Source organism: Kouleothrix sp. 19917 (assembly GCF_057073505.1).
This window is the reverse complement of sequence record NZ_CP097099.1, coordinates 2,561,942-2,584,707: the sequence shown is the minus strand read 5'-3', so window position 1 is coordinate 2,584,707 and position 22,766 is coordinate 2,561,942. Positions and strand designations below refer to the sequence as shown.

Here is a 22,766-nt window from a genome sequence, read left to right as displayed (position 1 = left end):
ATAGCTCGCGCGGAGGATCAGCAACAGAGGAGCGAGCTGCATGGCCGATATGTACGAAGTGATGGTGATTGGCGGCGGGCCGGCCGGGCTTTCGGCGGCGCTGTACCTGGCGCGCTACGACCGGCAGGTGCTGCTTTTCGATGCGGGGCGCGGCCGCTCGACCTGGCACCAGACCAATCACAACTACCTGGGCTTCCCTGGCGGCGTGGCCGCGCGCGACCTGCGCGAGCTGGGGCGCAAGCAGCTGGAAGAATACCGGCAGGTGCGCGTGCTTGAGCACAAGGTCGAAGCGATCACGCGCGCCGAGGGCGGCTTCTGCGCCGAATCGCAGGCGGGCGACTGGCATGCGCGCGCGGTGATTTTCGCTACCGGCGCGATTGATCACTACCCGCATTTCGCGGGCTGGGATGAATATGTTGGGCGCAGCATGTTCTGGTGCATCACCTGCGACGGCTATGGCTGCAAGGATGCCTGCGTGGTGGTGGTGGGCAACACCGACGAAAGCGCGGCCGAGGCGCTGCAGCTCAAGCGCTTCACCGACCGCATGACCGTGCTGACGAACAGCGCCGAGTGTTTGATCACGCCGAAGTTTCAGCAGCGGCTGGAGCGCGCCGGCATCCCGCTGGTGCACGACAAAATTGCCGAGGTGGTTGGCGAAAACGGGCAGCTCAAGGCATTGTGTACCAAAAGCGGTCAGCGCATCGAGCTGGATCAGCTGTTTAGCCAGCAGGGCGCAACCCCGCAATCGCAGCTTGCCGCCGCGCTGGGGGTGCAGCTTTCGCCCACCGGCTATATCGAAACCGACACCGAGCAGAAAACCAACGTGCCGGGCGTGTTCGCAGCGGGCGACGTGACGCGGCTGTTTGCGCACCAGGTGACGACGGCGGTGCACGAGGGCGGGCAGGCGGCCTCGGCGGCGAACTATTATTTGTACCCCGACGATCTGAAGGACGACTGATGCGCTCGCAGTGCAGCGGTTAGGCGATCGGGAAAAGGGATTGGCGAGTGCAATGCTGATGTTCGCCCCTGATTGCCGCTGTGCTTTCTCGATAGTGCACAAAGAGCGATGAAGGAGCTGCCGATGCGGCCAAAGGTGGGGGTGGCGGTGCTGGTGTGGCGGGCGGGGCGCGTGCTGCTGATGCGGCGGCAGGGCTCGCACGGCGCGGGCAGCTGGGCCTGCCCCGGCGGCCACCTGGAGTATGGCGAGGAACCGGCGGCCTGTGGCGCGCGCGAGCTGCTGGAGGAAACCGGCATGCAGGCCGGCGCGCTGGGCTTCCGTGCGATAACCAACGACGTGTTTGCCGAGGAAGCGAAGCACTATATTACGATTTGGTTCGATGCCAGCGACGCCACGGGCGAGCCGTTCATCGCCGAGCCGCGCGAGTGCTCGGAGCTAGGCTGGTTTGGGTGGGATGCGCTGCCCGCGCCGCTGTTCCTGCCGCTGGAGAACCTGCGCGCCGGGAAGGGCGAGGGTGACGGGGTGAAAGAGAACCGAGAACCGGGAACCGCAGAACCACGGAATCACAGAACCAAATAGTCGGCAGTCGGCAGTTGGCAGTCGGCAGTCGGCAGTTGGCAGTCGGCAGTTGGCAGTTGGCAGTTGGCAGTCGGCAGTCGGCAGTTGGCAGTTGGCAGTTGGCAGTTGGCAGTTGGCAGTTGGCAGTCGGCAGTGAGCACGGAACCAAAAACCGCAGAACCGAGCACTTTCAAACCTGCAACTCCAACATCTCCGTGCCTCTGTGTCTCTGTGCTTATCCCCCCGGCCGTCCTCCGCTAGCCGATTGGCTGCAGCGCAATCACGGTGATGCGCTCGCGGCTTTGCTCGCGCGAGGTACACAGCCCGCCGGCCAGCCGATGCCGCCAGTACTCAGGGAAACGCCAGCGCGCCGCCGCATTGAGCGCAACCTGCTTGCTGACCGGGAAGCCCAGGCGCGAATCGTAGATCGCCTCGACCTGCTGCACGCCGTCGCAGCCGCAGCCGTTGGTGCCGCAGCGCCCGTTGCGCGTGCGAATGTCGCGCTCAATCGCGTCGAACAGCTGGCTCACCGTGAACTCGACCGCGTGGCACGTATTTTTCCGCACCACCACCACGCGCTCGCCATCGACCTCCAGCTCCTGCTTACACCCCAGCGAGCCAATCTCCAGCGCCAGCCGGTAGCGCGAAAACGGCCGCGCCGCCCAGCGCGCACGTGCCGCATCCAGCTCGGGCTGGCCGCGTGGCTGCACCGGTGCCGCCAGCAGCGCGCCGGCCGCCAGCGCGCACAGCCCAATCCCAAGCAGCGCGTACAGCCATGCCGAAAAACTGGGCATAAGCACCTGCCCGGGCCGGCCGGCGCGCAGTGCGCCCGCGCAGCCGCGTGAATTCGATGGCTTTGATTCAGCAGAGAGGAAATAGTCTTTGCAGCGCATTCTAGCATGGCAGCACGCCAGAAGCTAGAGTTTGCTAAACTTGTAAAGCAATTATTTGCGTTCTTAACAGGCTTGCGGGCATGCGCGCGCGGTATGGTAGAATGCGGCGCGGAGAAGCCAACTGAAAGAGTGAACAATGGTTCCTACCGAACTGTATCGCCTGCTGCAGTGCCCCACTTGCAACGCGCGCGACCTGATTGTGACGGCGGCGGGCGTGCACTGCGCCAGCTGCAGCACCGACTACCCCGTGCACGGCGGCTACATCGACCTGATGCCGCGCGCCGTGGAGTTTGGCTATGTTTCGAAATATGTGGCCGAAGAAGCCGAGCTGGCCGAAGAGCTCGACTACCGCGAGCTTGCGCCGCCGCTGCTTGCCGCTGGCGTGCGCAACCGCGCCTTGGTGCGCATGCTCGATTTGCAGCGCAACGATGTGGTGCTGGACAACGGCTGCGGCACCGCCAAGCACGCCGTCTGGAATGCCGACCGCGTGGGCCTGATGATCGGCTCCGACCCGGCGACGATGTTTGCCGACGCCGCGCTGGAAGAGGTTGCGCTTGCCAAGGCCGACTCGCGCCGCCTGCCCTTTGCCGACAACTCGATCGATAAGGCGTTTTCGATCGACGTGCTAGAGCACTTCCCACGCGACGTGATTGACGCCTACCTGGCCGAAACGGCGCGCACCCTGCGGCCGGGCGGGCGCTTCTTCGCCTTCTCGAACACCAGCGACCCATCGTCGCTGCAGTTCCTCACCGACGCCAGCCGCAAGCTTGGGCGCGCGTTTGTGCGCGCCGGCGTCTACGACTTCGAGCGCCAGGCACGCCGCAAATCCGACCACATCAAGGCGCTGCGCACCTGGGACGATGTGCTCGACGCCATGCAGCAGGCCGGCCTGCGCCCGGTCAAGATCGTGTTCTGGAACAGTGTGTTCACCAGCTTTGTCGAGCATGTGCTGATGAAGCTGGGCGAGGCGGTGCTGGGCCGCGCCCGGCGTGGGAAGGCGAAAACGCCCAGCGCCGCGCCGGCTGCAACTGTTTCGGATGGCACGCACCGCGAGATCCGCGCCCGGCAGCGCATGCGCGCGCGCTTGGACCGGCGCGGCCCGACTTACTACGCGCTGATGGCGGTGACGCTGATGATGGAGCTGGACCTGTGGCTGTTCGGCGGCCTGAAGTCGGGCAGCTACTTCATTGTGGTGGAAAAACCCTAGCGTATTTACGATTGACGATTTGCGATTTGCGATTGGCACGCTTCGTCTTTCGTCCTTGGTCTTTCGTCATAACCAATACAGCGCACCCGTTGCCAGCAGTTGGCCGCCTGCCCTGAGCTTATCGAAGGGTCGGTCGTCGTAATCAGAGAGGAATGCCGTGCGCGGATTTAGAGGCACCGCCCAGCGCCGCCCGCGCAGCCTGGCGATTGTTGGCACGCTGCTGATTGTGTACGGCGTGACGCTCATGATCGTCGGCGGGCTGTTTTCGGCCCTGCTGGTGTGGCCCGAAAGCATTCAGACAAGCACCGCCGAGCTGCGCGATGTGCTGGCGCAGGTGCGCGAGCTGGATGTGGTGCTGCTGGGCGGGCAGGCGCTGATCGGCCTGATCCTGCTGATTGGCGGCGTGGGCCTGGCGCAGTCGCGCGGCTGGGCCTGGCTGATGGCGATCATCGGGCTGGGCGTGCATCTGGTGATTTTGCTGATCGACTACTGGCGGAGCGAGCCGATCTACTGGGCGATGCTGGCCTCGGGCGTGCTGTGCTTCCTGCTGAACCTGCGCGAGATCAAGCAGGCGCTGGGCCTGATCGACGACCCGAACGACAACACGCGCCCGCACGACACCTGGGAAGAGCCAGAGCCGGCGCCCGAGCATCGCTCGCTCTCGCGGCGCAGCTAACGCTCGAACCAGCAAGCTATATAATCCACAGATGACGCAGATGACGAAGATGATGTTTGGCTTGTAGACAGAGAACACGCTGCTACGCTGGCGGTTTCTCGGTTCTTGGTTCTAGCAAGACTTGCTTTATCTGTGTCATCTTCGCATAACTCACTCGTGCCCGACATTGCAATAAATTGTGTGTGTATGGAAGAGATCAGCGAAGCCGATATCGCACTGCTGCGGCGCTTTGAGCCGGTGGCGCATTTCACCCACGGCGAGCAGTTCTTTCCCATGGACGCCGAGCGCTACATCCGGCGCTGCGCGCTGTGCGTGAAGCGCCCGAATGAGCCGGTGCGCGTGCTGGTGCCGCGTGGCAAGCTCACGGTGGCGAAGCTCACCCAGCCCTGGCCCGACGTGCCCGGCGCGATCTATTATCTGCACTTCGTCGATCCGCTGCCGCCGCGTGAGATTCAGCAGTTCTATCAGCGCTCGACGCTGCGCGATTTCCGGCCCGGGCGCGGGCGGCTGGCGCGGGTTGGCATCCTTTCGCGCCTGGGCGACCTGGTGTTTTCGGTGTCGCTGCTGCTGCGCGGGCGCGTGCCGGGCGGCGCGGCTGCCGCCGCTGCGCTGGAATACCAGCAGTTGCAGCACGACGACCCGCGCTTCTGCTACTATGGCCGCGTGGTGCGCGAGCATGGCTATGTGGTGCTGCAATACTGGTATTTCTACGCCTTCAACGACTGGCGCTCGTCCTTTAATGGCGTGAACGACCACGAAGGCGACTGGGAGCCCGTGATGGTCTACCTGGTCGAGGGGGACGACGGCAGCATGGAGCCGTGCTGGCTGGCGTATTCCTCGCACGAGTTTCAGGGCGACGACATGCGCCGCCGCTGGGACGACCCCGACATCCAGAAAGTTGGCGAGCACCCGGTGATGTTTGTGGCGGCTGGCGCGCACGCGAACTACTTTTTTGGTGGCGAGTACCTGCCCACCGCTGAGGTGCCATTCAGCGCGCCACTACTGCGGATCTGGCGGCGCGTGCGCGCGTTCTGGCGCGAGCGCCTGCGGCAGGGTGGCGACCCGATTGCGTGGCGCGAAACCGGCGCGATCCGCATTCCCTTTGTCGATTATGCGCGCGGCGATGGCCTGAAGATTGGCGCGGGCCAGCCGCTGCAATGGGACATGCGCCTGCTGCAAGCCACCGACGCGCAGCCCGCGCCCGCCTGGGTGGATGGCTTTCGCGGCCTGTGGGGGCTGCACACCGGCGACCCGCTGGAAGGCGAGGATGCGCCGGCCCGCCCGAAGTTCAACCGCGACGGCACGGTGAACAGCCTGTGGTACAACGCGGTGGGCTGGTGCGGGCTCGACAAAGTGCCGCCGCCGGGGCGCGCGCTCGACGCGCTGCTGGCGCAGCGCCGCCGCCTGCTCGACGAGCAGAGCGAGCTGTCGGAGCAGATCGAGGCGAAGGTGGCGCTGGCAACCGGGCTGGAAGCCGAGATCGAGGCGATTCAGCACCTGCCGCACATGCGCCAGCGCACCACCGAGCTGCTGCGCAAAGCCCGCGCCGTCGCCCTCGAGTGCAACCGCCTGCGCGCGCGCCGGGCCATGAACGAGCAGTCGCTGGCGCAGTTTACCGGCAAAGCGGCGCGCCTGGCTGCCGGCGATTTCGGCCCGGCGCGCGCGCACCTGCGCGTGCCGCAGCTGCCCACCAGCCCCGACGACATTCGCCTGGGGCGCTTTGCGGAAGTGTGGAGCGCGCTGAGCGTGGGCGTGCTGCTGATCGCGACCATCCTGATCGGCCTGATCTCGCGCCAGTGGTGGATTGGTCTGGTGTCGATGCTTGGCATTGTCGCCTTCCTCGAGGCGCTGTTCAAGCGGCGCGTGCAGAACTTCATCAGCAATTTTGTGGTCGGCCTGGCGCTGCTGACCATGCTGGTGCTGCTGGTCGAGTTCTTCAAGCCGGTGCTGGTGGTGCTGGCATTACTCACCGGACTGCTGATCATCATCGACAACGCGCGCGAGCTGCGCTCGTCGGCGGAGTAGCGCTTAGCCATTGAAGATGGCAATATCCGGATCTGCGCCAGCGCCAGGCTGCCCGGCCTGCCCGCCACAATCGCTGCCGTTGTAGGTTGTGCCGCCCGCGCCGCCGCTTACCTGGTTGCCGCTAAACGCGTTGCCGTTATCCGCCAGGCTGCCATTGTAGTTAAAGATCGCGCCACCCCGCCCGTCGCCTCCATTTCCGGCCACGCCGCCGCTGCAGCTGGCCACATCCAGCCCGTTCCCGCCAACTGCCTGATTGCCAGTGAAAGTGCTGCCGCTGACGTTGAGTTGCCCGCCGCGGTTGAAGATCGCCGCGCCCGCACCACCGCCACCACCACCCGCGCCACCGCCCCCACTACCGCCCGCACCACCGGCTCCGCCGCCAAATCCACCTGCGCCGCTTGGCCCGTTTGCGCTTGCGCCGCCGCCGCCGCCACCGCCAAATCCACCCGTGCCACCCATGCCACCCGCAGCATCTAACGTGCTTCCACTTCCCGCGCCGCCGCCGCCGCCGCCAAATGCTCCTGCGCTGCCACTTGCCCCGCCACCGTTGCCACCTGCACCGCCGGTTCCGCCGCCGCCGCCGCCACCGCCAGTAAAGCCGGGGCCGCCATAGTTGCCGCTGCCGCCGGTCGCCTGGTTGGTGCTGAAGGTGCTGTTCGTGATCGTGAGCGATGCGCCGTCGTTGAAGATTGCGCCGCCCAAGCCGGCCCCGCCACCACCACCGCCGCTGCCGAAGCTGCTGTTGCTGCCGCCCTTGCCGCCAAGCGCGACGTTCCCACCCATTGTGGTGCCATCAAGCGTAAGCGTACCGGCGTTATAGATACCACCGCCAAAGCCATTCGCGTTTCCGGGCGCGCCGCCAGTCAGTGGCCCGGAAATCGGGCCGCCCTGGCCATTGGCACCAATGGCGCGATTGTTGATGATGCTGCTGTTTTTGATCGTGAGCGTGCCACGGTTAAGAATGCCGCCGCCAGTCGTGCTGACGCCATTCTGGACCGTGAGCGACTCAAGCGAGACATTCGCCCCGGGCGCAATAGTCAGCACTGTCCCGGTTTGTCCCCCATCAATAATGGTTGTGCCGGCACTCGTGCCAATAAGGTTGAGGTTGTGCGAAATAACCAGCCGTTCGGCGTAAGTTCCAGGCTCAATCAATATCGTCTGGTCATTTATAGTTTTACTCACCGCTGCGCTAATTGTCTGGCATGCGGTCGCGAAGCTCGTGCAATCATTGGCGTCGTTCCCGCTCGGTGCGACAATGATCTGCGGGCTTGTGCCGCCTACTACGCTTGTTGGGCTTGCGGCGGGCTGGGGCGTCGCGGTGAGCGCTACTTTGCTTGTTGGCGTGGCAGAAAGTGTGGGCGTTTGAGGAAGTTCTGGCGAAAGTGTTGCTGTCGAAGCCGGCGCTGTGCTAGTTGGCGTTACCTGCATAGCGGATGTAGCTGTCGCGATTGGCCGAGAAGTAGGCGGGATCTGGGTTGGGAAAGGCGATATTGGTGGCGCTGTGCTGCTGAAGGTTGGCTGTTCCGGTGTTCCCTCGTCAGCAGTTGCTCTTGTAGGTGGTGTTGCAGCAGGTTCGGGCGTTGCTGCTTCGTCCGAAGGAAATTCTGTCGCCGCTGAAGCAACGATGGCTGTGGCGCTGGCCGTGGCACCGGCGGCCGGGGTTTTCGTTTTAGGCACGTTTGTTTGCGTAGGGATGGGCGTGGCGGCGATAGCCACAGCCAGGCTGGTGCCGGTTGCCTCGGCGGCGCTAGTTGCTGCGCTCGCTTGCGCCAGTGCCGTTTGGCCGAGCGTGGTAGCCGTTGCGCCACCAACTGCCTGCACGGTTGCCTGCGCTGCGGCGGCAGAAGTTGCGGCAGCTTGCTGCGCCACTGCAGTTTGTGTTCCTGCCAGGTTCGCGAGCAGCGCGCCATATGCTTCGTCCAGCGTCGGGAACTTGCCAGGCGTGCGCTGTAACGCTGCCAGCAACCCACTGTTCTGGCTAAGCTGCCGCGCAACCAGATCCTTCACGTTGTTAGCATTGATAAAATGAGCCGGCGCAGCAGGTAGTTGCTCTTTCAGGTTTGCCAGCATCACATCGGCTGGCTTACTCGTTGGGTCGGCTTCGGCCTGCGCAATCACAATGTTGAATTCACGCAGCGCCTCAGAGTAAAGCTTCAGGTTGGCGAGCGCCAGCGCCCAGTCGTAGTGCAGCGCCGGGTTATTGTGCTCGGGTGTGGCTATGCCTTGCAGAGCATTCTGGTAGATCTTGATCGCTTCCGGGTAGTTCCCCTGTGCGGCCGCGCGCCGCCCAACTGACCAGCTTTTTAGTCCGTCGGCAAGCGTCGTGTCCGCGCCCGATACGCGTGAAAGCGCCGTGCCCATGGCTTCTATCACATCTGGGTCGCTGTCATTCTGATCCACAGTATTGAGCGCCGGAATAAGTCCCCTTACAACCAGCGTTAGGTCGGGGGCATTGGGTTGAGTTTGCAGAAAGAGCTGAAGTTGCTCAACGTGTGGAAGGGCAAAAAAGAGCCGGCGGGCCGCCTGACACGCTGGTGCGCTCTGATACACCGCGCTGCTATTGCTGCGTGCCTGTTCGGTGGTTAATGTGGCATCAGGCCCGGTTTGTTGAAGTTTGAACAAGCCAGTCAGCGCGGCAAAGCGAACTTCGGGGTTGCTGTTGCTCCGAAACTGGTTGAGATGGGTTGGAATGACTGATTCGGCCGTTTGATCGCGGTTCGCGAACATGATGGCTGCTGCGCCGCCTACTGCGAGAGCAGCCAACAAACTCATGATCCAGGGCAAAAAGCGGAGCACAAATTGGCGAATAAACGTGGCGTATACTGCAACGATGCTGAATGTCACGAATATTTGCGAGCTGAAAATTGGGGGTTTTGCTGCGTTAATCCACTTTTGGTCGAACACACGCGAGTAAATCTGGTTACGCACCCGCAGCTGCTGTCCATCCAGGCGTATAAGGCCAAATAATTCGAGGTAGTTTTGCTCATGTGAACGATCGTCGTCTGGCACAATCTTACCAGCGTGAATCTGCTGATACAAGCGCAGCATGCGCCAGCGCCGGCTTGGCTCGGTGGATTGCACACGATTCTGTACGAATTTCAGATTTTCATCGGGTGCATCTTTTGCCAGAAAATGATCTTGCACCAGTGCATCGACGACGGTTTCATTCCATTGGCTCGGTTCTGTAGCAGCAACCAGCTGGCATAATTTCTGGGTCAGGTAAGGGTGGCCGCTCGTCCAGCCGAAAATCGCGCGCAGTAGTGTATCGCTTGGCGACGGTGCAGGAACAAGCTCTTTGTGAAACGATGATGCGCTTTCGGCGCGGCCAGGATCTGGGGTGCTTTGCTCGAACGCACCATTATTCTGCCGGGCATAATGAAGCTCTAAGCCCTGGCGAAGCGGAACGGCATCGGCGTAGCTGAACTCTTCGAGCACGATCTGGCGGCCAATATTGAATGGCGTGCGGTGGCGATCCTGAATCAAATCGATCGGTGTGGCAACGCCAAGCAGCACGAATGTCAGGCGCTGATATTCGGGTACAATCGCGCGCTCGTTGTACATTGCGCGAATGGCGGCGAAGAAGTCGTCGCGGAAATCGAGGTTGAGCGTGGTATCGATCTCGTCGATGAAAATGACGATTGGCGCGTCGATCTCAGCCAGCACCACATCGCGCAAAAACTCGATAAAGCGCTGCGAGTGGCCGAGTTGCCGATGCTCGGCCCACCATCGGGCGGGGTTGACCGAGAGCTGTACATTTGAACAGATGCGGCTGAGCAGGCCAAGGTACCAGTCATCCACCGACACCGTGCCAATGCTGGTCAGGTCGATAATGACGGTGCGGACGCCTTCGGCTTCGAGCTGGCGGGCGGCGCGGACCATCAGGCTGGATTTGCCCATCTGGCGCGTCGTCAGCACATAGCAGAACTCGCCGGCCAATGCATGGCGATATAGCTCCTGGTCGGCCGGGCGTGTGATATAAGAGGGCGACTGGGGGCGCATCGTCCCGCCAGCCACAAAGAAATCGTTTGGCTCGCTCATGGCCTTCCCTTCATTGCTGCATGTGCGACGTTACGAGTTGCACGACCCTGGCCCGCAAAGGGCAGCGAACGTGCGACGCAGCCGCGTACACGGTGCGAAGAACTCCATCAGCAATGGTATAGGTTGGCCTGCTGGTGCTGACGATTCTGGTGCGTAGGTTGGGCTTTTCAAGCCGTGCTAGTAGCTGCTGTCGCTACTCATCGGCTTGCTCATCACAAGCAATACGCGCGAGCTGTGCTCGTTGGCGAAATACGCAATGTCCTAGCCATTGAAGCTGGCACGATCAGGGTCGGCCCCCGTGCCGGGCTGCCCAAGCTGCCCGCCACAATCGCTGCCGTTGTAGGTTGTGCCGCCCGCGCCGCCGTTCACCTGGTTGCCGCCGAACGAGTTGCCAGTGTCCGCCAGGCTGCCGTTATACGTGAAGATCGCCCCACCCCGCCCGTCACCTCCATTTCCGGCCACGCCGCCGCAGCTGACCACATCCAGCCCATTCCCGCCCGTCGCCTGGTTGCCGGTAAAGGTGCTGCCGCTGGCGTTCACCTGCCCGCCACGGTTGAAAATTGCCGCGCCCATGCCTGCGCCACCGCCGCCTGCCCCACCACCACCGCCCACGCCGCCCTTGCCGCCCGCGCCGCCGCCAAAGCCGCCTGGCCCGCTTGTGCCGTTTGCATTTGCGCCGCCACCACCGCCGCCGCCAAAGCCGCCCGCGCCGCCCGCGCCACCCGGCGCATCACGCACGCTTCCGCTGCCTGCGCCGCCACCGCCGCCGCCAAACGCGCCATTGCCGCCGTTTCCACCACCACCATCGCCGCCTGCGCCGCCGGTTCCGCCACCACCGCCGCCACCGCCGCCAAAGCCGGGGCCGCCGTAGTTGCCGCTGCCGCCGGTGGCCTGGTTGCCGCTAAAGGTGCTGTTTGTGATGGTGAGTGCTGCGCCGTCGTTGTAGATTGCGCCGCCAAAGCCAGCCCCGCCGCCGCCGCCGCCACTGCCGAAGCTGCTGTTGCTGCCGCCGTTGCCGCCAAGGGCGATGTTCCCGCTCAGTGTGGTGCTGTTGAGGGTGAGCGTGCCGGCGTTGAAGATGCCGCCGCCAAAGCCGTTTGTATTGCCGGGTGCGCCGCCGGTCCGTGGGCCGGAGATCGGGCCGCCCTGGCCATTGGCACCAATGGCGCGATTGTTGAGGATGCTGCTGTTCTGGATTCTCAGCGTGCCGCGGTTGAGAATGCCGCCACCGTTCGCGCTTGCGCCATTCTGGATGGTGAGCGATTCGAGCGAAACATTCGCGCCGGGCGCAACGGTGAGGACACGGCCAGCCTGCCCGCCGTCAATAATGGTCACGCCCGCGCCGCTGCCAATTATGCTGATGTTTCGTGTGATGGTGAGGCGCTCGGCGTAGGTTCCGGGCGCAAGCAGCACCGCTTGCCCATCGCCAGCTTTGCCCACCGCAAAGGCGATGGTTTGGCAGGGCGAGCCAATCGCGCCGCAATCGTTGGTGTCGCCTCCGTTGGGTGCGGCATAGATCGTTTGCGCCTGGGCAGTTGCCGTAAGGTGTGCAATGGCTTGTGCGGTTGCGGTTGCGTTCTGCTGCGCTTGAGCCGTGGCAGTTTGCAGGGCTTGGGCTGTCGCAGTTGAAAGTGCCGCAAGGGTTGCATTCTGAGCCGCTTGTGCGGTTGCGGTTGCGTTTTGCAGGGCTTGGGCAGTGGCGGCATTTGCCGTCATTGAGAGCGTCTCTTCGGTTTGAAATTGTCTCATCTGGCTGGTAGCAGTTGCAGCGGCATTGGCAGTTTGCGCAGCCGCGTTTGCCGCAGTCGCCGTTAAGCTGCGGCTGGCTTGGGCGGTGCCCGTGGCGGCTGCGTTGCCGAGCGCCGTGGCGGTTGCCGCCTGAATTGCCCGCGCGGTGGCGGTTGTGCCGTCAATCTGAACTGATGCGGCGGTTCCTGCCTGCTCCGTTTGATCAATCGCTACGACATTGTTGGCCACCGTTGGCGTGTTTGGCAGCGCGCTGGTGTTTGCCAGCACGGCGGTTGGGCGCGGCGTGCGCGTGGGGGTGAGCGTTGCAGCGACGGCAACGGCCAGGCTGGTGCCGGTCGCGCCCGCCGCGCTGGTTGCCGAAGCCGCCTGCGCGATCGCGGTTTGCCCGAGCACGGTGGCGGTTGCGCCGCCGACCGCCTGCACGGTTGCCTGGGCGGCGGCAGCGCCAGTTGCGGCAGCGGCCTGCTCTAGCGCGGCTTGCGTGCCCGCCAGGTTTGCCAGCAGTGTGCCATACGCCGCATCCAGCGTTGGGAACTTGCCCGGCGTGCCTTGCAGCGCCACCAGCAAATTGGCGTTCTGCGCCAGCTGCTCTTCGACGACCTTTTTGGCGCGCCTGGCGCTCACAAAGCGGTTCGGCGCGCTCGGCTGCCTGACCAGCGCGGCGAGGCCAGCGTCATCGGGCTGGCTGATTGGGTCGGCGCTGGCCTGCGTGATCACGGTGTTGAATTCACCTAGCGCCTCGGAGTAGAGTTCGAGTTTGGTGAGCGCCAGTGCCCAGTCGTAGTGCAGTGCCGGGTTGCTCTGCTGCGGCGTGGCGGTGGCTTGCAAAGCCTGCTTATAGCTGTCGATCGCTTCCTGGTAATTGCCCTTCGCGGCCGCGCGCCGCCCCTTCGACCAGCTGTTCAGTCCGTCGGCCAGCGCGGTGTCGTTGGGCGACACGCGTGAGAGCGCGGAGCCCATTGTCTCAATCACGTTGGGGTCATCTTCGACCTGAGCCACGGTGTTCAGCGCAGGAACAAGCCCCTTCACAATCAGCGCCAATTCAGTTCCGTTCCGCAGCCCATCCTGCCCATTGATGAAGATCTGCTGTTGCCCATCGCTGGAAATGCTCAGGAACAGTTCGCGCGCCGCCTGGCCAGCCAGGTCGTTCTGTCCGGCATCGGCGTTCTTGCCGCCCGCCTGAGCTGTGGCCACAGCGGCGCTGGCCTGTGCCTGCTGGAGTGTGAACAGCCCGGCCAGCGCCTGCATACGCACTTCGGGGCTTGTGCTGCTGCGAAACTGCGTGATGTAGCTCTGCATCGTGTTTTCGGCCTGAGTCGGGCGATTGTACACATACACCGTCGCCACAACCATCACAACTGCGGCAAATGTGCTCAGCGCGGCGGCGGTGCGGCGGCTGGCGAGCGGCGGCATGGTTGCCTTGACCCAGCGCTGGTCGAACACGCGGTGGTAGATCTGGTTGCGCACGCGCAGGTTTGGCCCTTCGGGGCGCACCAGGCCGTACAGTTCCAGGTAATTTTGCTCTTGCGAGCGGTCGTCGTCGGGAACGGCCTCACCGGCGTGAATGCGCCGATACAGGCGCAACATTTTGCGCCGTTCGCCAACTGGGCTGGCCTGAATGCGATTTTGCACAAACTTCAGGTTGTCGTCGGGCGCGTCTTTGGCGAGGAAGTGCTCTTGCACCAGTGCATCGACCGTTTCTGCACTCCAGCTCGCGGGCGCGCTGGCGGCAACGAGCTGGCAAAGTTTCTGCGTCAGGTAGGGGTGGCCGGCTGTCCAGGCGAAAATCGCGCGCAGGATCGTATCGCCCAGCGACTCATTGGGCGCGTACTCGCGGTCGAAGGCGCTCGCGTTTTCGGGGCGCGCATGCCCGGCAGCGGCATTCAGGCCATCGCGCAGGGGCGCGGCATCGTCGTAGCGAAACTCGCGCAGCACGATCTGCCGCCCAACGTTGAAGGGCGTGCGGTCGCGGTCCTGAATCAGGTCGGTCGGCGTGGCGACGCCCAGCAGCACAAAGGTGATCTGCTGATACTCGGGCGTGCTGGCGCGCTCGTTGTACATCGCGCGAATCGCGGCAAAGAAGTCGTCGCGGAAATCGAGATTGAGCGTGGTGTCGATCTCGTCGATGAAAATGACAATTGGCGCGTGCGTTTCGGCCAGCGCGACATCGCGCAGAAACTCCATAAAGCGCTGCGAGGGGCTGAGCTGCTGGTGCTCGGCCCACCACGCGGCTGGCTCGACCGGGATGCGCAGGCTGGAGCAGATGCGGCTGAGCAGGCCGAGGTACCAGTCGTCGACCGACACCGTGCCAATGCTGGTCAGGTCGATAATGACGGTGCGAACGCCTTCGGCCTCGAGCTGGCGCGCGGTGCGAACCATAAGGCTGGATTTGCCCATCTGGCGCGAGGTGAGCACATAGCAGAACTCGCCGGCCACGACATGGCTATACAGCTCCTGGTCGGCCGGGCGCGTGACGTAGGAAGAAGATTGCACGCGCAGGGTGCCGCCAACCACAAAGAAATCGCTCGGCTCGCTCATGGCTTGGCCTTTTCGCAGGAGTCAGAAGTCAGGAGTCAGAAGTCAGCGTCAGGTCAAAGTAACAAAATTCATCCGCCGATTACGCAGATTACGCAGATTATAGACACTATATCTGTGGAATCTGCAGAATCTGTAGATAGTTCTCGTTCTTATTCCAATTTTGACATAGTCCTGTAGGATCATTTCTTGATCTGTTTCTCCGTGCCTCCGTGTCTCCGTGGTGAGCAAATTCTCGTTGTTCCGTTAGGCGGAGCAGCTGAACGCGCCAAGCGCGTCGCGCACCTGCTGGTCGTCTTTCAGGCCGGCGCGGCAGGCAGCGCCCTGCATGGCAGGCAGCAGCTGGTCGTGCTCGCTGGCAGAAAGCGGCGACTGTGGCTGCAAGCATGGGATGGCAAGTTTCAGATCCGTTGCGACACTGCTGTCGCGCAGTTGGTCGAACAGGTCGCGGCGTTGTTCCGGCGAAGTGAGTGGCAAATTTGCGACTTTACGGCCGTAGAACAGATTGCGCGCCATATCTGGGTCGACCCCGCACAGCAGCCGGAGGTTATTGAGTTTGAGGACAGCGCTGTTGCTGCTGGCAAAGCCGGTGCTATAGGCCTGCCGGTAGGCCTCAAGTTTATGCTGCTGGTTCTGGTAGGCCGTGAACGCCACCAGTGCCAGCGCAAGCACAACCACCACCGCCGCGAGGATCGAGACAAGCTTGGTGTTGTTGCGCGGCGTGTTCTGCTGGATCCACGGCTGGTCGAATACGCGCTCGTAGATGCGGTTGCGCACGTGCAGCACGCCATCTTCGGCGCGGATCAGGCCTACCAGGCGCAAACGTTCCTGCGCGGGGTCGCGCTTGTCTTCGGGCACGCTTTCGCCGCCAAAGATGCGCCGATACAGCTTCATCAGCGGGCGGCGGTCGGCAATGGCCTTGATTGCGCTGTCGACATAGTTGAGGTTGTTTTCTTTTTTGCGCGCTTCGTCGGAAAGAAACAGCCGCTCGACGATGGCATCCAGCTCGTCGTCGTTCATGGTACCGTCGGGCGCTTCGGCCACTTCCAGGCAGATGCGCTGCGTCAGGTAGGGGTGGCCGTTCGTCCAGTGAAAAATGCGGTCGAGGATGGGCGCGCCGCGCTCGGGAAAGCGCGAGCCGAGCCCTTCTTCAAGCGGCGTCGCGTCGCTGCGGCGCAGCTCGGGCAGCTCGATGCGCTGGCCAATGTTGAAGGGCGTGCGCTTGGGGTCTTTCACCAGGTCGGTGGGGGTGGCGACGCCAAGCAGCACAAAGGTCAGGCGGTCGTACTCGGGGTTGCTGGCGCGGGCGTTGTACATCACGCGAATGGCGGCGAAGAAGTCGTCGGTGAAATCGAGCTTGAGCGTCGAGTCGATCTCGTCGAGAAAGACGACCACGCGATCTTCGACCTGCGCGAGCACGACGTCGTGCAGGAAATCGGTGAAGCGCTGGATCGGCCCGCCAGTGCCGCGTTCGCGCCACCACTGCTCGACATCCATGCGAATGCGCAGGTCGTTGGCGATGCGCGCGATCATGCCCAGGTACCACTGTTCCTGCGTCACCTGCGTGCCCAGGCCGCTCAGGTCGATGATCGACACGCGCACTCCCGCGCGACGCAGCCGGCCGGCGGTGCGGATCATCAGGCTGGATTTGCCACGCTGGCGCGAGGTGAGCACATAGCAGAACTGGCCGGCGAGCGCCTTGTTGAACAGCTCGGTGTCGGCTGGGCGCGTGATGTACGATGGCGCGTTCTGATGCAGGGTGCCGCCGGCCTTGAAAAAATCGACCGCGCGCATTTCAGCAGTCATTGCAGCTTGTCCTTCAAATATCGCTCGTACAAGGTGCAGCGGCATGCGCACGACTGGCTGTCGGCGCCCTGGATGAGGCCAGCCTGCATCAGGCGGTAGAATGCCACTTCGTCGGCGCAGCGCCCGCGCGCCATGATCTCCTTCAGCGCCTCGACCAGGTCGGGCTTGTCGCGCAGCATCCACAAAAAGCGTTTCAGGTGGTCGTAGAAGGGGCTTTGCGGGCTGGTGGCGCTCCCGCTCAGCTGCTGCCAGCTCACCTGATCATTCAGCATGGTGTAGAGGGCGCGGTTGCTCAGGTAGGGGTGGCCGCCCAGCAGTTCAAGAAATTCGGGTAGCTCCGCATCAGTGAGCGGCGCGCGGTAGCGCCCATTCAGCTCGGCCAGTTGCGCTGCCGTGAAATCGGGCAGCACCAGCTTGGTTCCAACATTAAACGGCGACTGGCTGACATCGCTGATCAGCAGGTGCGGCTCGGTCGAAATGACCATCAGGATGTCCAGGCGGTCCCAGTCTTCGCTCATGGCGCGGTTGTTGTGCCAGAAGCGCAGCAGGCCGAAAAACGTGTCGTGGAACGACGTGCTCAGCAGGCGGTCGGCCTCGTCGATCGCCAGCACAATGTTCGTGCCGAGCGGAAGCACGTGGTCTTCCATGAGGTAGGTGGTCTTGTCGGGCGCGCCAAGCGAGCTTTTCCAGCCCTGCTCGACCAGCGCGGTGTCGAGGCGCAGGCTGCGGAAGATCAGCTCGGCAAAATAGCGCAGGCAGGCATCGAGGCTTTGCGTCACGCGCTCGTCGAGCGCCTGCATGTCGATGCGCACGATTTTGCTGCCCGCCTTCTGGGCCTGGGCGATGCCGCGCATCAGCAGCGAGGTTTTGCCGGCCTGGCGCGGCGCGCGAATGGTGATGGTGGTGCCTTCGGGCTTGCTCATCTCGCGCTGCAGGCGGCGGTCGGCGTCGCGCTCGATATACATGTCGGAGTTGAGGCGCATGCTGCCGCCCGGCTCGTGGAGCGACTCGATGAAGCGCGGGTCGGCGGCGGGGCGTGGCGTGGCATCGGGCGGTGGCGCGCTGGGCGTGGCCGGGGCGGCGTGGGGCAGGTTCACGCGCGCGTCAATCGCGTCGAGCAGCTGGTCGATCAGCGCGGCAGTGCCGCCGTCGTCGTTCCACGAGGTGTATTGAATTTTGTCGAGCAGGTGGCTCAGCTCGTAGGGCAGCGCGCTGGCGTAGGCAATGCGCACCGGCAGCAGGCAGGCCTTGCTCTTGCTCTGCATCTGGGCCGCCGCGCACTCCACTTCCATCGCCACCATTTCACTGCCCACCGATTCTTCAGACAGCAGCACAATCACATAGTCGCTGGCCAGGATGCGCTGCTCGATCTCGCGCGCCCACTGCACGCCAACGTGCATTTTCTGGTCGATAAATACGTCGTGGCCGGCAGCGCGCAGGCTTTCGTAGAGAATGCGCGCCAGCGGCTCGTCGAGGCGGGTGTTGCGCTTGTAGCTGATGAACACGCTGGCGCTGCGGGCGGCCCGGCGCACCGGGCGCGCAGGCATGGTTGGCGGCGTGGGCAGCAGCGGCGCGGGCACGAAGCTCTGCATGACGGGCGCTGGCGCGGCGGCAAACGTGCGCGCGGCCGGCGCGGCGACTGGCTGCTGGGCAACGGGCGCGGGTGCCGCGCTGGCGGCGCGCTCGTCGAGCTTGGGAAACTCAAACAGGCGGCCATCGGGCGAGCGCATATACAGCACTGGCGTGCCCCACTCGGTGCCCGCGCCGCTGGCTAATAGCTCCTTGCGCGCCTCGGCCAGCCCGCCATCGACCGGGTAGCCGTCGGTCAGCGCGCCATAGAAGCCTTCCGAAAACGTAATCGCCGCCTCGTCGGTGACGGGAAACTGCATGGCGATTACTGCCGGGATGCCCTGCTGCACAAGCGACTGCGCCGCGCCGGCAAAGGGGTCGGTGCGGCTGGAACGGCCACCCTCGCAGGCGTTCAGCACCACCAGCCGCAGCGCGCCGTGGTCGTGCAGAATCACGCCGAGGTCGCGGCTGCTCACGCGCGCGCCATAGCCCTCGCTGTCTTCCATCAGCAGCACGCCATCCTGCTGCTGCTCGTCGAACGAGCCGTGCCCGATGAAATGCAGCACATGGTAGCTGCCACGCCGCAGCTGGCGCTGCAATGCCGAAAGCGTGGGTGCGGCCAGCCGTTCGATCTGCACAACACCGCGTGCTTGCAGGTCGGCCAGCGCGGTCGAAAGCTTCTGCCACTCGTCTTCGACATTGAGCGGCGGGTAGCCACGCGGGCTGGAGATCACCGCTAGGATGCGCAGCGGCGGCGAAATTGACAGCGGGCGCACGCGCTCGGGCATTTCGAGGTAGCGCACCAGCGGTGTTTGCGAAGACAGCGCGAGAAAGCGGTTGAGTGCGGGGTTATACATGAATTCCCAGGGCAGGTCGGTCAGCTCGGGCGTGCCAGTCAGGCGCAGGCGCACGCGCAGGCCGGCATTCTGGCGCTGGGCTTCGTCGATGCTGCTGCGCAGGCAGGCGCGCGCCTCGCCATCGAACACGGCCGCGAACAGGCGCGAGCCAAAGCTGCGAGCGTACTCCGTTTCGGGATTCTCGATACGGCGCGTACCGCGCTGCGGGCGGCCAAAACGCAGCAGTGCGATCTCAAGATCCTGCTCGGTAAAGGGGACGACGAAATCTTGCGTGACCTGCCCGGCCGGTGAGTTGAACGTTGCGCGGTAGGCTGTGCCGCTGCGCTCGATGTCGATATCAAAGTCAAGATAATCCATGGCGCAGCTTTCCATGCGAAGGCCCAACGTTAATTGGCGCTAGGCAGCTAACTCCTGACCTGCGAAAGGTATGCAAAGCCGCGCCCGGCACAAGCGGGCAGCGTTAGTGGTTGCTGGAAACCTGAATACGTTTAGGTAGGCGTATAGTACAAGATGTAGAAGGATTTGTATATACGTATTTTTTCGTATAAAAAGCGCCCGGCGCGACCTGGTGTATACTGGGCAGCCGTATGGCTTTTTGTGGAGACTATTTGTGGCACACCAACCGAACGCCGCGCGCGCGATCCGGCCTTTGTATGTTTCGCCAACCGGGCGCGGCGGCGTGGATTTTGGCATCCAGAATATTTTGCGCGCGGTGCGGCGCGCCGGCTTGCCCGGTGCCGAGCTGCTGCGCCTGCGCGAGATGTATAACTTCGCGCCCTTCCTGATCCAGCGCGGGCTGCCGGCGCGCTGGTACGAAGGCTTCGACATTGTGCAGGGCCGTTCGCGGGTGGCCTTCGCGCTGCGCGCCCCTGGCCGCCCGCTGGTCACCACCGTGCACCACCTGACTACCGACCCCGAGCTGCAGCCGTATTCTTCGCTGCAGCAGCGCATCTTCTACCGCCTGGTCGAAAGCCGCTACGACGGCTGGTCGATCCGCGACGCCGACGCGGTCGTGTGTGTGTCGCGCTACACGCAGCGCCATGTGGAAGCGACCTACGGCCGCCGCGATACTGTGCTGATCTACGACGGGATGGACACCGAGGTGTTTGTGCCGCCGCCCGGCATGGCCCGCCGCGACGACGGCCTGCCGCCGCGCCCCGAGCGCATCCGCCTGCTGTTCATTGGCAATCGCACGCGCCGCAAGGGCTTCGACCTGCTGCCGAAAATCATGGACTTGCTGCCCGACGACTATGTGCTGTACTACAACGGCGGCTTTCAGAACACGGGCGCGCTGCCAACGCACCCACGCATGGTCAACATCGGCACGCCCGACCGCGCCGGGCTGGTGGCGGCCTACCAGAGCTGCGACATCATGCTGTTTCCCTCGCGGCTGGAGGGCTTTGGCATCGCGCCGGCCGAGGCCATGCTGTGCGGCCGCCCGGTAGTCACTACCAACATTTCCGCGCTGCCCGAGGTTGTGGACGACGGCGAGAACGGCTTTCTATGCCCGCGCAACGACGTGGCGGCCTATGCGGCGGCTGTGCGCGCGCTCGGCGAGGATGCCGCGCTGCGCCGGCGCTTTGGCGAGCACGGCCGCGAGAAGATTGTGCGCTCGTTTGGCTACGACCAGCTTGGCGAAGGCTTTGCCGCGCTGTATCGCAAGCTGCTGGGGGAGTGATAGTTGGGTTCCATAACCACGAAGGCACGAAGACACGAATCTTGGGAGGATTTGGAGAGCAAGACACACCATACGCACTACGCACTATGATGCTAAGAACGTAGTGCGTGGTCATCACAGCGAATGTGCTTTTAAGGGTATCTGGCGCGTCTGCATCCGTGGCACGACTCGTGCATTTCGCTACACGAAGTTTTTTTGAAGGAACGAGGAGGCCGCCGATGATGCCGTTAGGCGATGACAACAGCGGGCGACGAACACTGCCGATTGTTACGTACGTGCTGATCGCGATCAACGTGCTGGTGTTTGTGCTGCTGGAGCTGCCAAACCCGAACCTGGATGCCTTTATTACGCAGTGGGGCACGGTGCCGGCCGAGATTATGGCCGGGCGCGGGCTGATAACGCTGATCACGTCGATGTTCCTGCACGGCGGCTGGGCACACCTGTTAGGCAATATGCTCTTTCTGTGGATCTTTGGCGATAATGTTGAAGATGCGTTTGGGCATGGCCTGTACACCGCGTTCTACTTTGTCACCGGCATTGTCGCAAGCCTGGCGCAGGTCTTCCTGAACACCAGCTCGACCATCCCGGGCGTGGGCGCGAGCGGCGCGATCTCGGGCGTGCTGGCGGCGTATATTGTCATGTTCGGGTCGAACCGCGTGCGCGTGCTGATGGGCGGCATGCTCACATCCGTGCCGGCCTATGTGATGATCGGCCTGTGGATTGTGCTGCAGTTCGTGAATGGGTTCGCCAGCATTGCCGACACGGCGCAGACCGATGGCGTGGCCTATGCCGCGCACGTCGGCGGCTTCCTGGCCGGCCTGGTGCTGACCTTCCTGCTGCGCGGGATGGCCCGCCCGCAGCTCGCGGCTGGCACGCGACGCACGAATTTGCGCTAGCGAGCAGGCGTTTACCACAACAGGAAGGCGTGAAGAGCCGCAAGCTCTTCACGCCTTCTTTTTATTTCCGTCGGTTTGGGATGAACAAACTGTTATCGTAGCGCCGTACCAAATCGCCGTACCAGCGCATTTATATATGCAGAACGATGAAATGGCGGCGATTGATTTTACTGACAGCATCAACCTTTTGTCAGCGTTACACATTTACTGCCGCCCACAAATTTTTCACAGGCTGCCCGCAGAGGGCAGCCTTTTTTATTCCACCACCAGCACGCCTTTCTGCACGCTGGCCGGGTCGGCAGCCATACTCGCGAACACAGCCGGCGCATCCCACATGCTGAACTCGCTGGCGGCGCGCGGGTAGGCGATTGCGCCGCTCGCCAGCAGCGCCAGCGCCTCGGGGAAGCAATCCACCGAGGCACGTGAGCCCACCACCGTCATTTCTTTGCGCGTGAAATCCAGCCCCGGGAAGCTCACGCCAACGCCGCGCTTGACCAGCCCCACAATCACAATGCGCCCGCCCGCCGCAACCAGATCGACGGTCTGCTCGATTGCGGGCACTGCGCCGGTCGCCTCGATTACAACTGGCGCGCCCTCGCCATTCGTCTGCTCCAGCACGCGCTCCAGCAAGCCATCGCCCGCTTCCAGCGTTTCCGCGCCGAGGCTGCGCGCGGTTGCAAGCCGCTCGGGCAGCAGATCGACGGCGACTGGCCGCGCGCCGCGTGCCCGCGCCACTTCGATCAGCGCCAGGCCGATTGGCCCGCAGCCCAGAATGAGCACACGCTCGCCCGCTGCGACTGCGCCGCGCCGGCAGGCTTGCACGCCAATCGCAACTGGCTCGGCAAAGGCGGCCAGGCCAAGCGCCATGCCTTCGGGAACCGGGTGGATGTTTGCGGCGGGCGCGAGCACATATTCCGCAAAGCCGCCCGCCCGGTGCGCGCCGATGATCTGGAGATTCGCGCAGCAGTTTGATTTGCCGACCCGGCAGGGGTAGCAGCTGCCGCAGCCAATAAATGGCTCCACGACGACACGCGCGCCCTCGGCCAGCCCCGCTACGCCCGCGCCGACGGCCGCAACCCTGCCGGCGATCTCGTGCCCACCGATGATCGGGTAGCTCGCGTAGGGGTTTGTGCCGCGATAGATGTACATGTCGCTCGCGCAGATGCCGGTGGCGCGCACGGCGACCAGCACTTCGCCGGGACCGGGCGTGGGCGTGGCCCACTCGCCTATGTGCATCGCAAAGGGGGCGTCGATGATTGCTGCTCGCATGGGTTTTCCTTTTATAGTTGCAGGTTTGAAGGTTGCAGGTTGCGCGATGGCC

Annotated in this window: 13 protein-coding genes; 7 read left to right on the top strand and 6 right to left on the bottom strand. The window is 63.8% G+C overall.

Features of this window, described 5'->3' with window-relative positions; all coding sequences use genetic code 11:
* Positions 1 to 40: 40 nt before the first annotated feature.
* Complete coding sequence (locus M1P90_RS10515; RefSeq protein WP_483702571.1) at positions 41 to 958, top strand: NAD(P)/FAD-dependent oxidoreductase; 918 nt, start codon at positions 41 to 43, stop codon at positions 956 to 958.
* A 123-nt stretch (positions 959 to 1,081) separates the two neighbouring features.
* Complete coding sequence (locus M1P90_RS10510; protein ID WP_483702570.1) at positions 1,082 to 1,537, top strand: nucleotide triphosphate diphosphatase NUDT15; 456 nt, start codon at positions 1,082 to 1,084, stop codon at positions 1,535 to 1,537.
* Positions 1,538 to 1,773: 236 nt separating this feature from the next.
* On the opposite strand, the gene M1P90_RS10505 is transcribed toward M1P90_RS10510, so the two are convergent.
* Positions 1,774 to 2,310, bottom strand: coding sequence for a DUF6174 domain-containing protein (locus M1P90_RS10505; protein ID WP_483702569.1), 537 nt, complete (start codon positions 2,308 to 2,310; stop codon positions 1,774 to 1,776).
* A 235-nt stretch (positions 2,311 to 2,545) separates the two neighbouring features.
* Between M1P90_RS10505 and M1P90_RS10500 the strand changes: the two genes are divergently transcribed.
* From M1P90_RS10500 to M1P90_RS10490, 3 genes are all read left to right on the top strand, one after another.
* Positions 2,546 to 3,616 (top strand): class I SAM-dependent methyltransferase, encoded by a 1,071-nt coding sequence (locus M1P90_RS10500; RefSeq protein ID WP_483702568.1) that lies wholly within the window; start codon positions 2,546 to 2,548, stop codon positions 3,614 to 3,616.
* Positions 3,617 to 3,773: 157 nt separating this feature from the next.
* Positions 3,774 to 4,292, top strand: a complete 519-nt coding sequence (locus tag M1P90_RS10495; protein WP_483702567.1) for a hypothetical protein — start codon at positions 3,774 to 3,776, stop codon at positions 4,290 to 4,292.
* Between the two features lie 186 nt (positions 4,293 to 4,478).
* A complete protein-coding gene (locus M1P90_RS10490) occupies positions 4,479 to 6,317 on the top strand; it encodes a hypothetical protein (RefSeq protein ID WP_483702566.1) in 1,839 nt (612 codons plus the stop codon).
* A 3-nt stretch (positions 6,318 to 6,320) separates the two neighbouring features.
* Here M1P90_RS10490 and M1P90_RS10485 read toward each other — a convergent pair whose 3' ends face one another.
* The 4 genes from M1P90_RS10485 to M1P90_RS10470 all read right to left on the bottom strand — a co-directional run bounded on the left by M1P90_RS10485 (position 6,321) and on the right by M1P90_RS10470 (position 19,228).
* The gene (locus M1P90_RS10485) at positions 6,321 to 10,355 is read right to left on the bottom strand and encodes an AAA-like domain-containing protein (RefSeq protein ID WP_483702565.1); all 4,035 of its coding nucleotides are present in this window, start codon (positions 10,353 to 10,355) and stop codon (positions 6,321 to 6,323) included.
* 261 nt (positions 10,356 to 10,616) lie between these two features.
* Positions 10,617 to 14,642 carry an AAA-like domain-containing protein gene (locus M1P90_RS10480; RefSeq protein ID WP_483702564.1) on the bottom strand — a complete coding sequence of 1,342 codons (4,026 nt, stop codon included), beginning with the start codon at positions 14,640 to 14,642 and terminating at the stop codon, positions 10,617 to 10,619.
* 243 nt (positions 14,643 to 14,885) lie between these two features.
* Positions 14,886 to 16,445 carry an AAA-like domain-containing protein gene (locus M1P90_RS10475; protein ID WP_483702563.1) on the bottom strand — a complete coding sequence of 520 codons (1,560 nt, stop codon included), beginning with the start codon at positions 16,443 to 16,445 and terminating at the stop codon, positions 14,886 to 14,888.
* Complete coding sequence (locus tag M1P90_RS10470; protein WP_483702562.1) at positions 16,442 to 19,228, bottom strand: AAA-like domain-containing protein; 2,787 nt, start codon at positions 19,226 to 19,228, stop codon at positions 16,442 to 16,444. Before M1P90_RS10470 ends, M1P90_RS10475 begins: the two co-directional genes overlap by 4 nt.
* Before the next feature lie 253 nt (positions 19,229 to 19,481).
* On the opposite strand from M1P90_RS10470, the gene M1P90_RS10465 reads away from it, so the two are divergent.
* Entirely contained in the window at positions 19,482 to 20,549 is a 1,068-nt protein-coding gene (locus M1P90_RS10465) for a glycosyltransferase family 4 protein (protein ID WP_483702561.1), read from the top strand.
* Positions 20,550 to 20,767: 218 nt separating this feature from the next.
* Positions 20,768 to 21,445: a rhomboid family intramembrane serine protease gene (locus M1P90_RS10460; protein ID WP_483702560.1), complete on the top strand. Its 678-nt coding sequence runs from the start codon at positions 20,768 to 20,770 to the stop codon at positions 21,443 to 21,445.
* Between the two features lie 255 nt (positions 21,446 to 21,700).
* On the opposite strand, the gene M1P90_RS10455 is transcribed toward M1P90_RS10460, so the two are convergent.
* The gene (locus M1P90_RS10455; RefSeq protein WP_483702559.1) at positions 21,701 to 22,714 is read right to left on the bottom strand and encodes an alcohol dehydrogenase catalytic domain-containing protein; all 1,014 of its coding nucleotides are present in this window, start codon (positions 22,712 to 22,714) and stop codon (positions 21,701 to 21,703) included.
* Positions 22,715 to 22,766: the final 52 nt, after the last annotated feature.

Coding starts and splice junctions, on each gene's coding strand:
- M1P90_RS10475 (WP_483702563.1), bottom strand. CDS start 16,445: ATGACTGCTGAAATGCGCGCGGTCGATTTTTTCAAGGCCGGCGGCACC.
- M1P90_RS10490 (WP_483702566.1), top strand. CDS start 4,479: ATGGAAGAGATCAGCGAAGCCGATATCGCACTGCTGCGGCGCTTTGAG.
- M1P90_RS10460 (WP_483702560.1), top strand. CDS start 20,768: ATGATGCCGTTAGGCGATGACAACAGCGGGCGACGAACACTGCCGATT.
- M1P90_RS10480 (WP_483702564.1), bottom strand. CDS start 14,642: ATGAGCGAGCCGAGCGATTTCTTTGTGGTTGGCGGCACCCTGCGCGTG.
- M1P90_RS10455 (WP_483702559.1), bottom strand. CDS start 22,714: ATGCGAGCAGCAATCATCGACGCCCCCTTTGCGATGCACATAGGCGAG.
- M1P90_RS10485 (WP_483702565.1), bottom strand. CDS start 10,355: ATGAGCGAGCCAAACGATTTCTTTGTGGCTGGCGGGACGATGCGCCCC.
- M1P90_RS10470 (WP_483702562.1), bottom strand. CDS start 19,228: ATGGATTATCTTGACTTTGATATCGACATCGAGCGCAGCGGCACAGCC.
- M1P90_RS10500 (WP_483702568.1), top strand. CDS start 2,546: ATGGTTCCTACCGAACTGTATCGCCTGCTGCAGTGCCCCACTTGCAAC.
- M1P90_RS10505 (WP_483702569.1), bottom strand. CDS start 2,310: ATGCCCAGTTTTTCGGCATGGCTGTACGCGCTGCTTGGGATTGGGCTG.
- M1P90_RS10515 (WP_483702571.1), top strand. CDS start 41: ATGGCCGATATGTACGAAGTGATGGTGATTGGCGGCGGGCCGGCCGGG.
- M1P90_RS10510 (WP_483702570.1), top strand. CDS start 1,082: ATGCGGCCAAAGGTGGGGGTGGCGGTGCTGGTGTGGCGGGCGGGGCGC.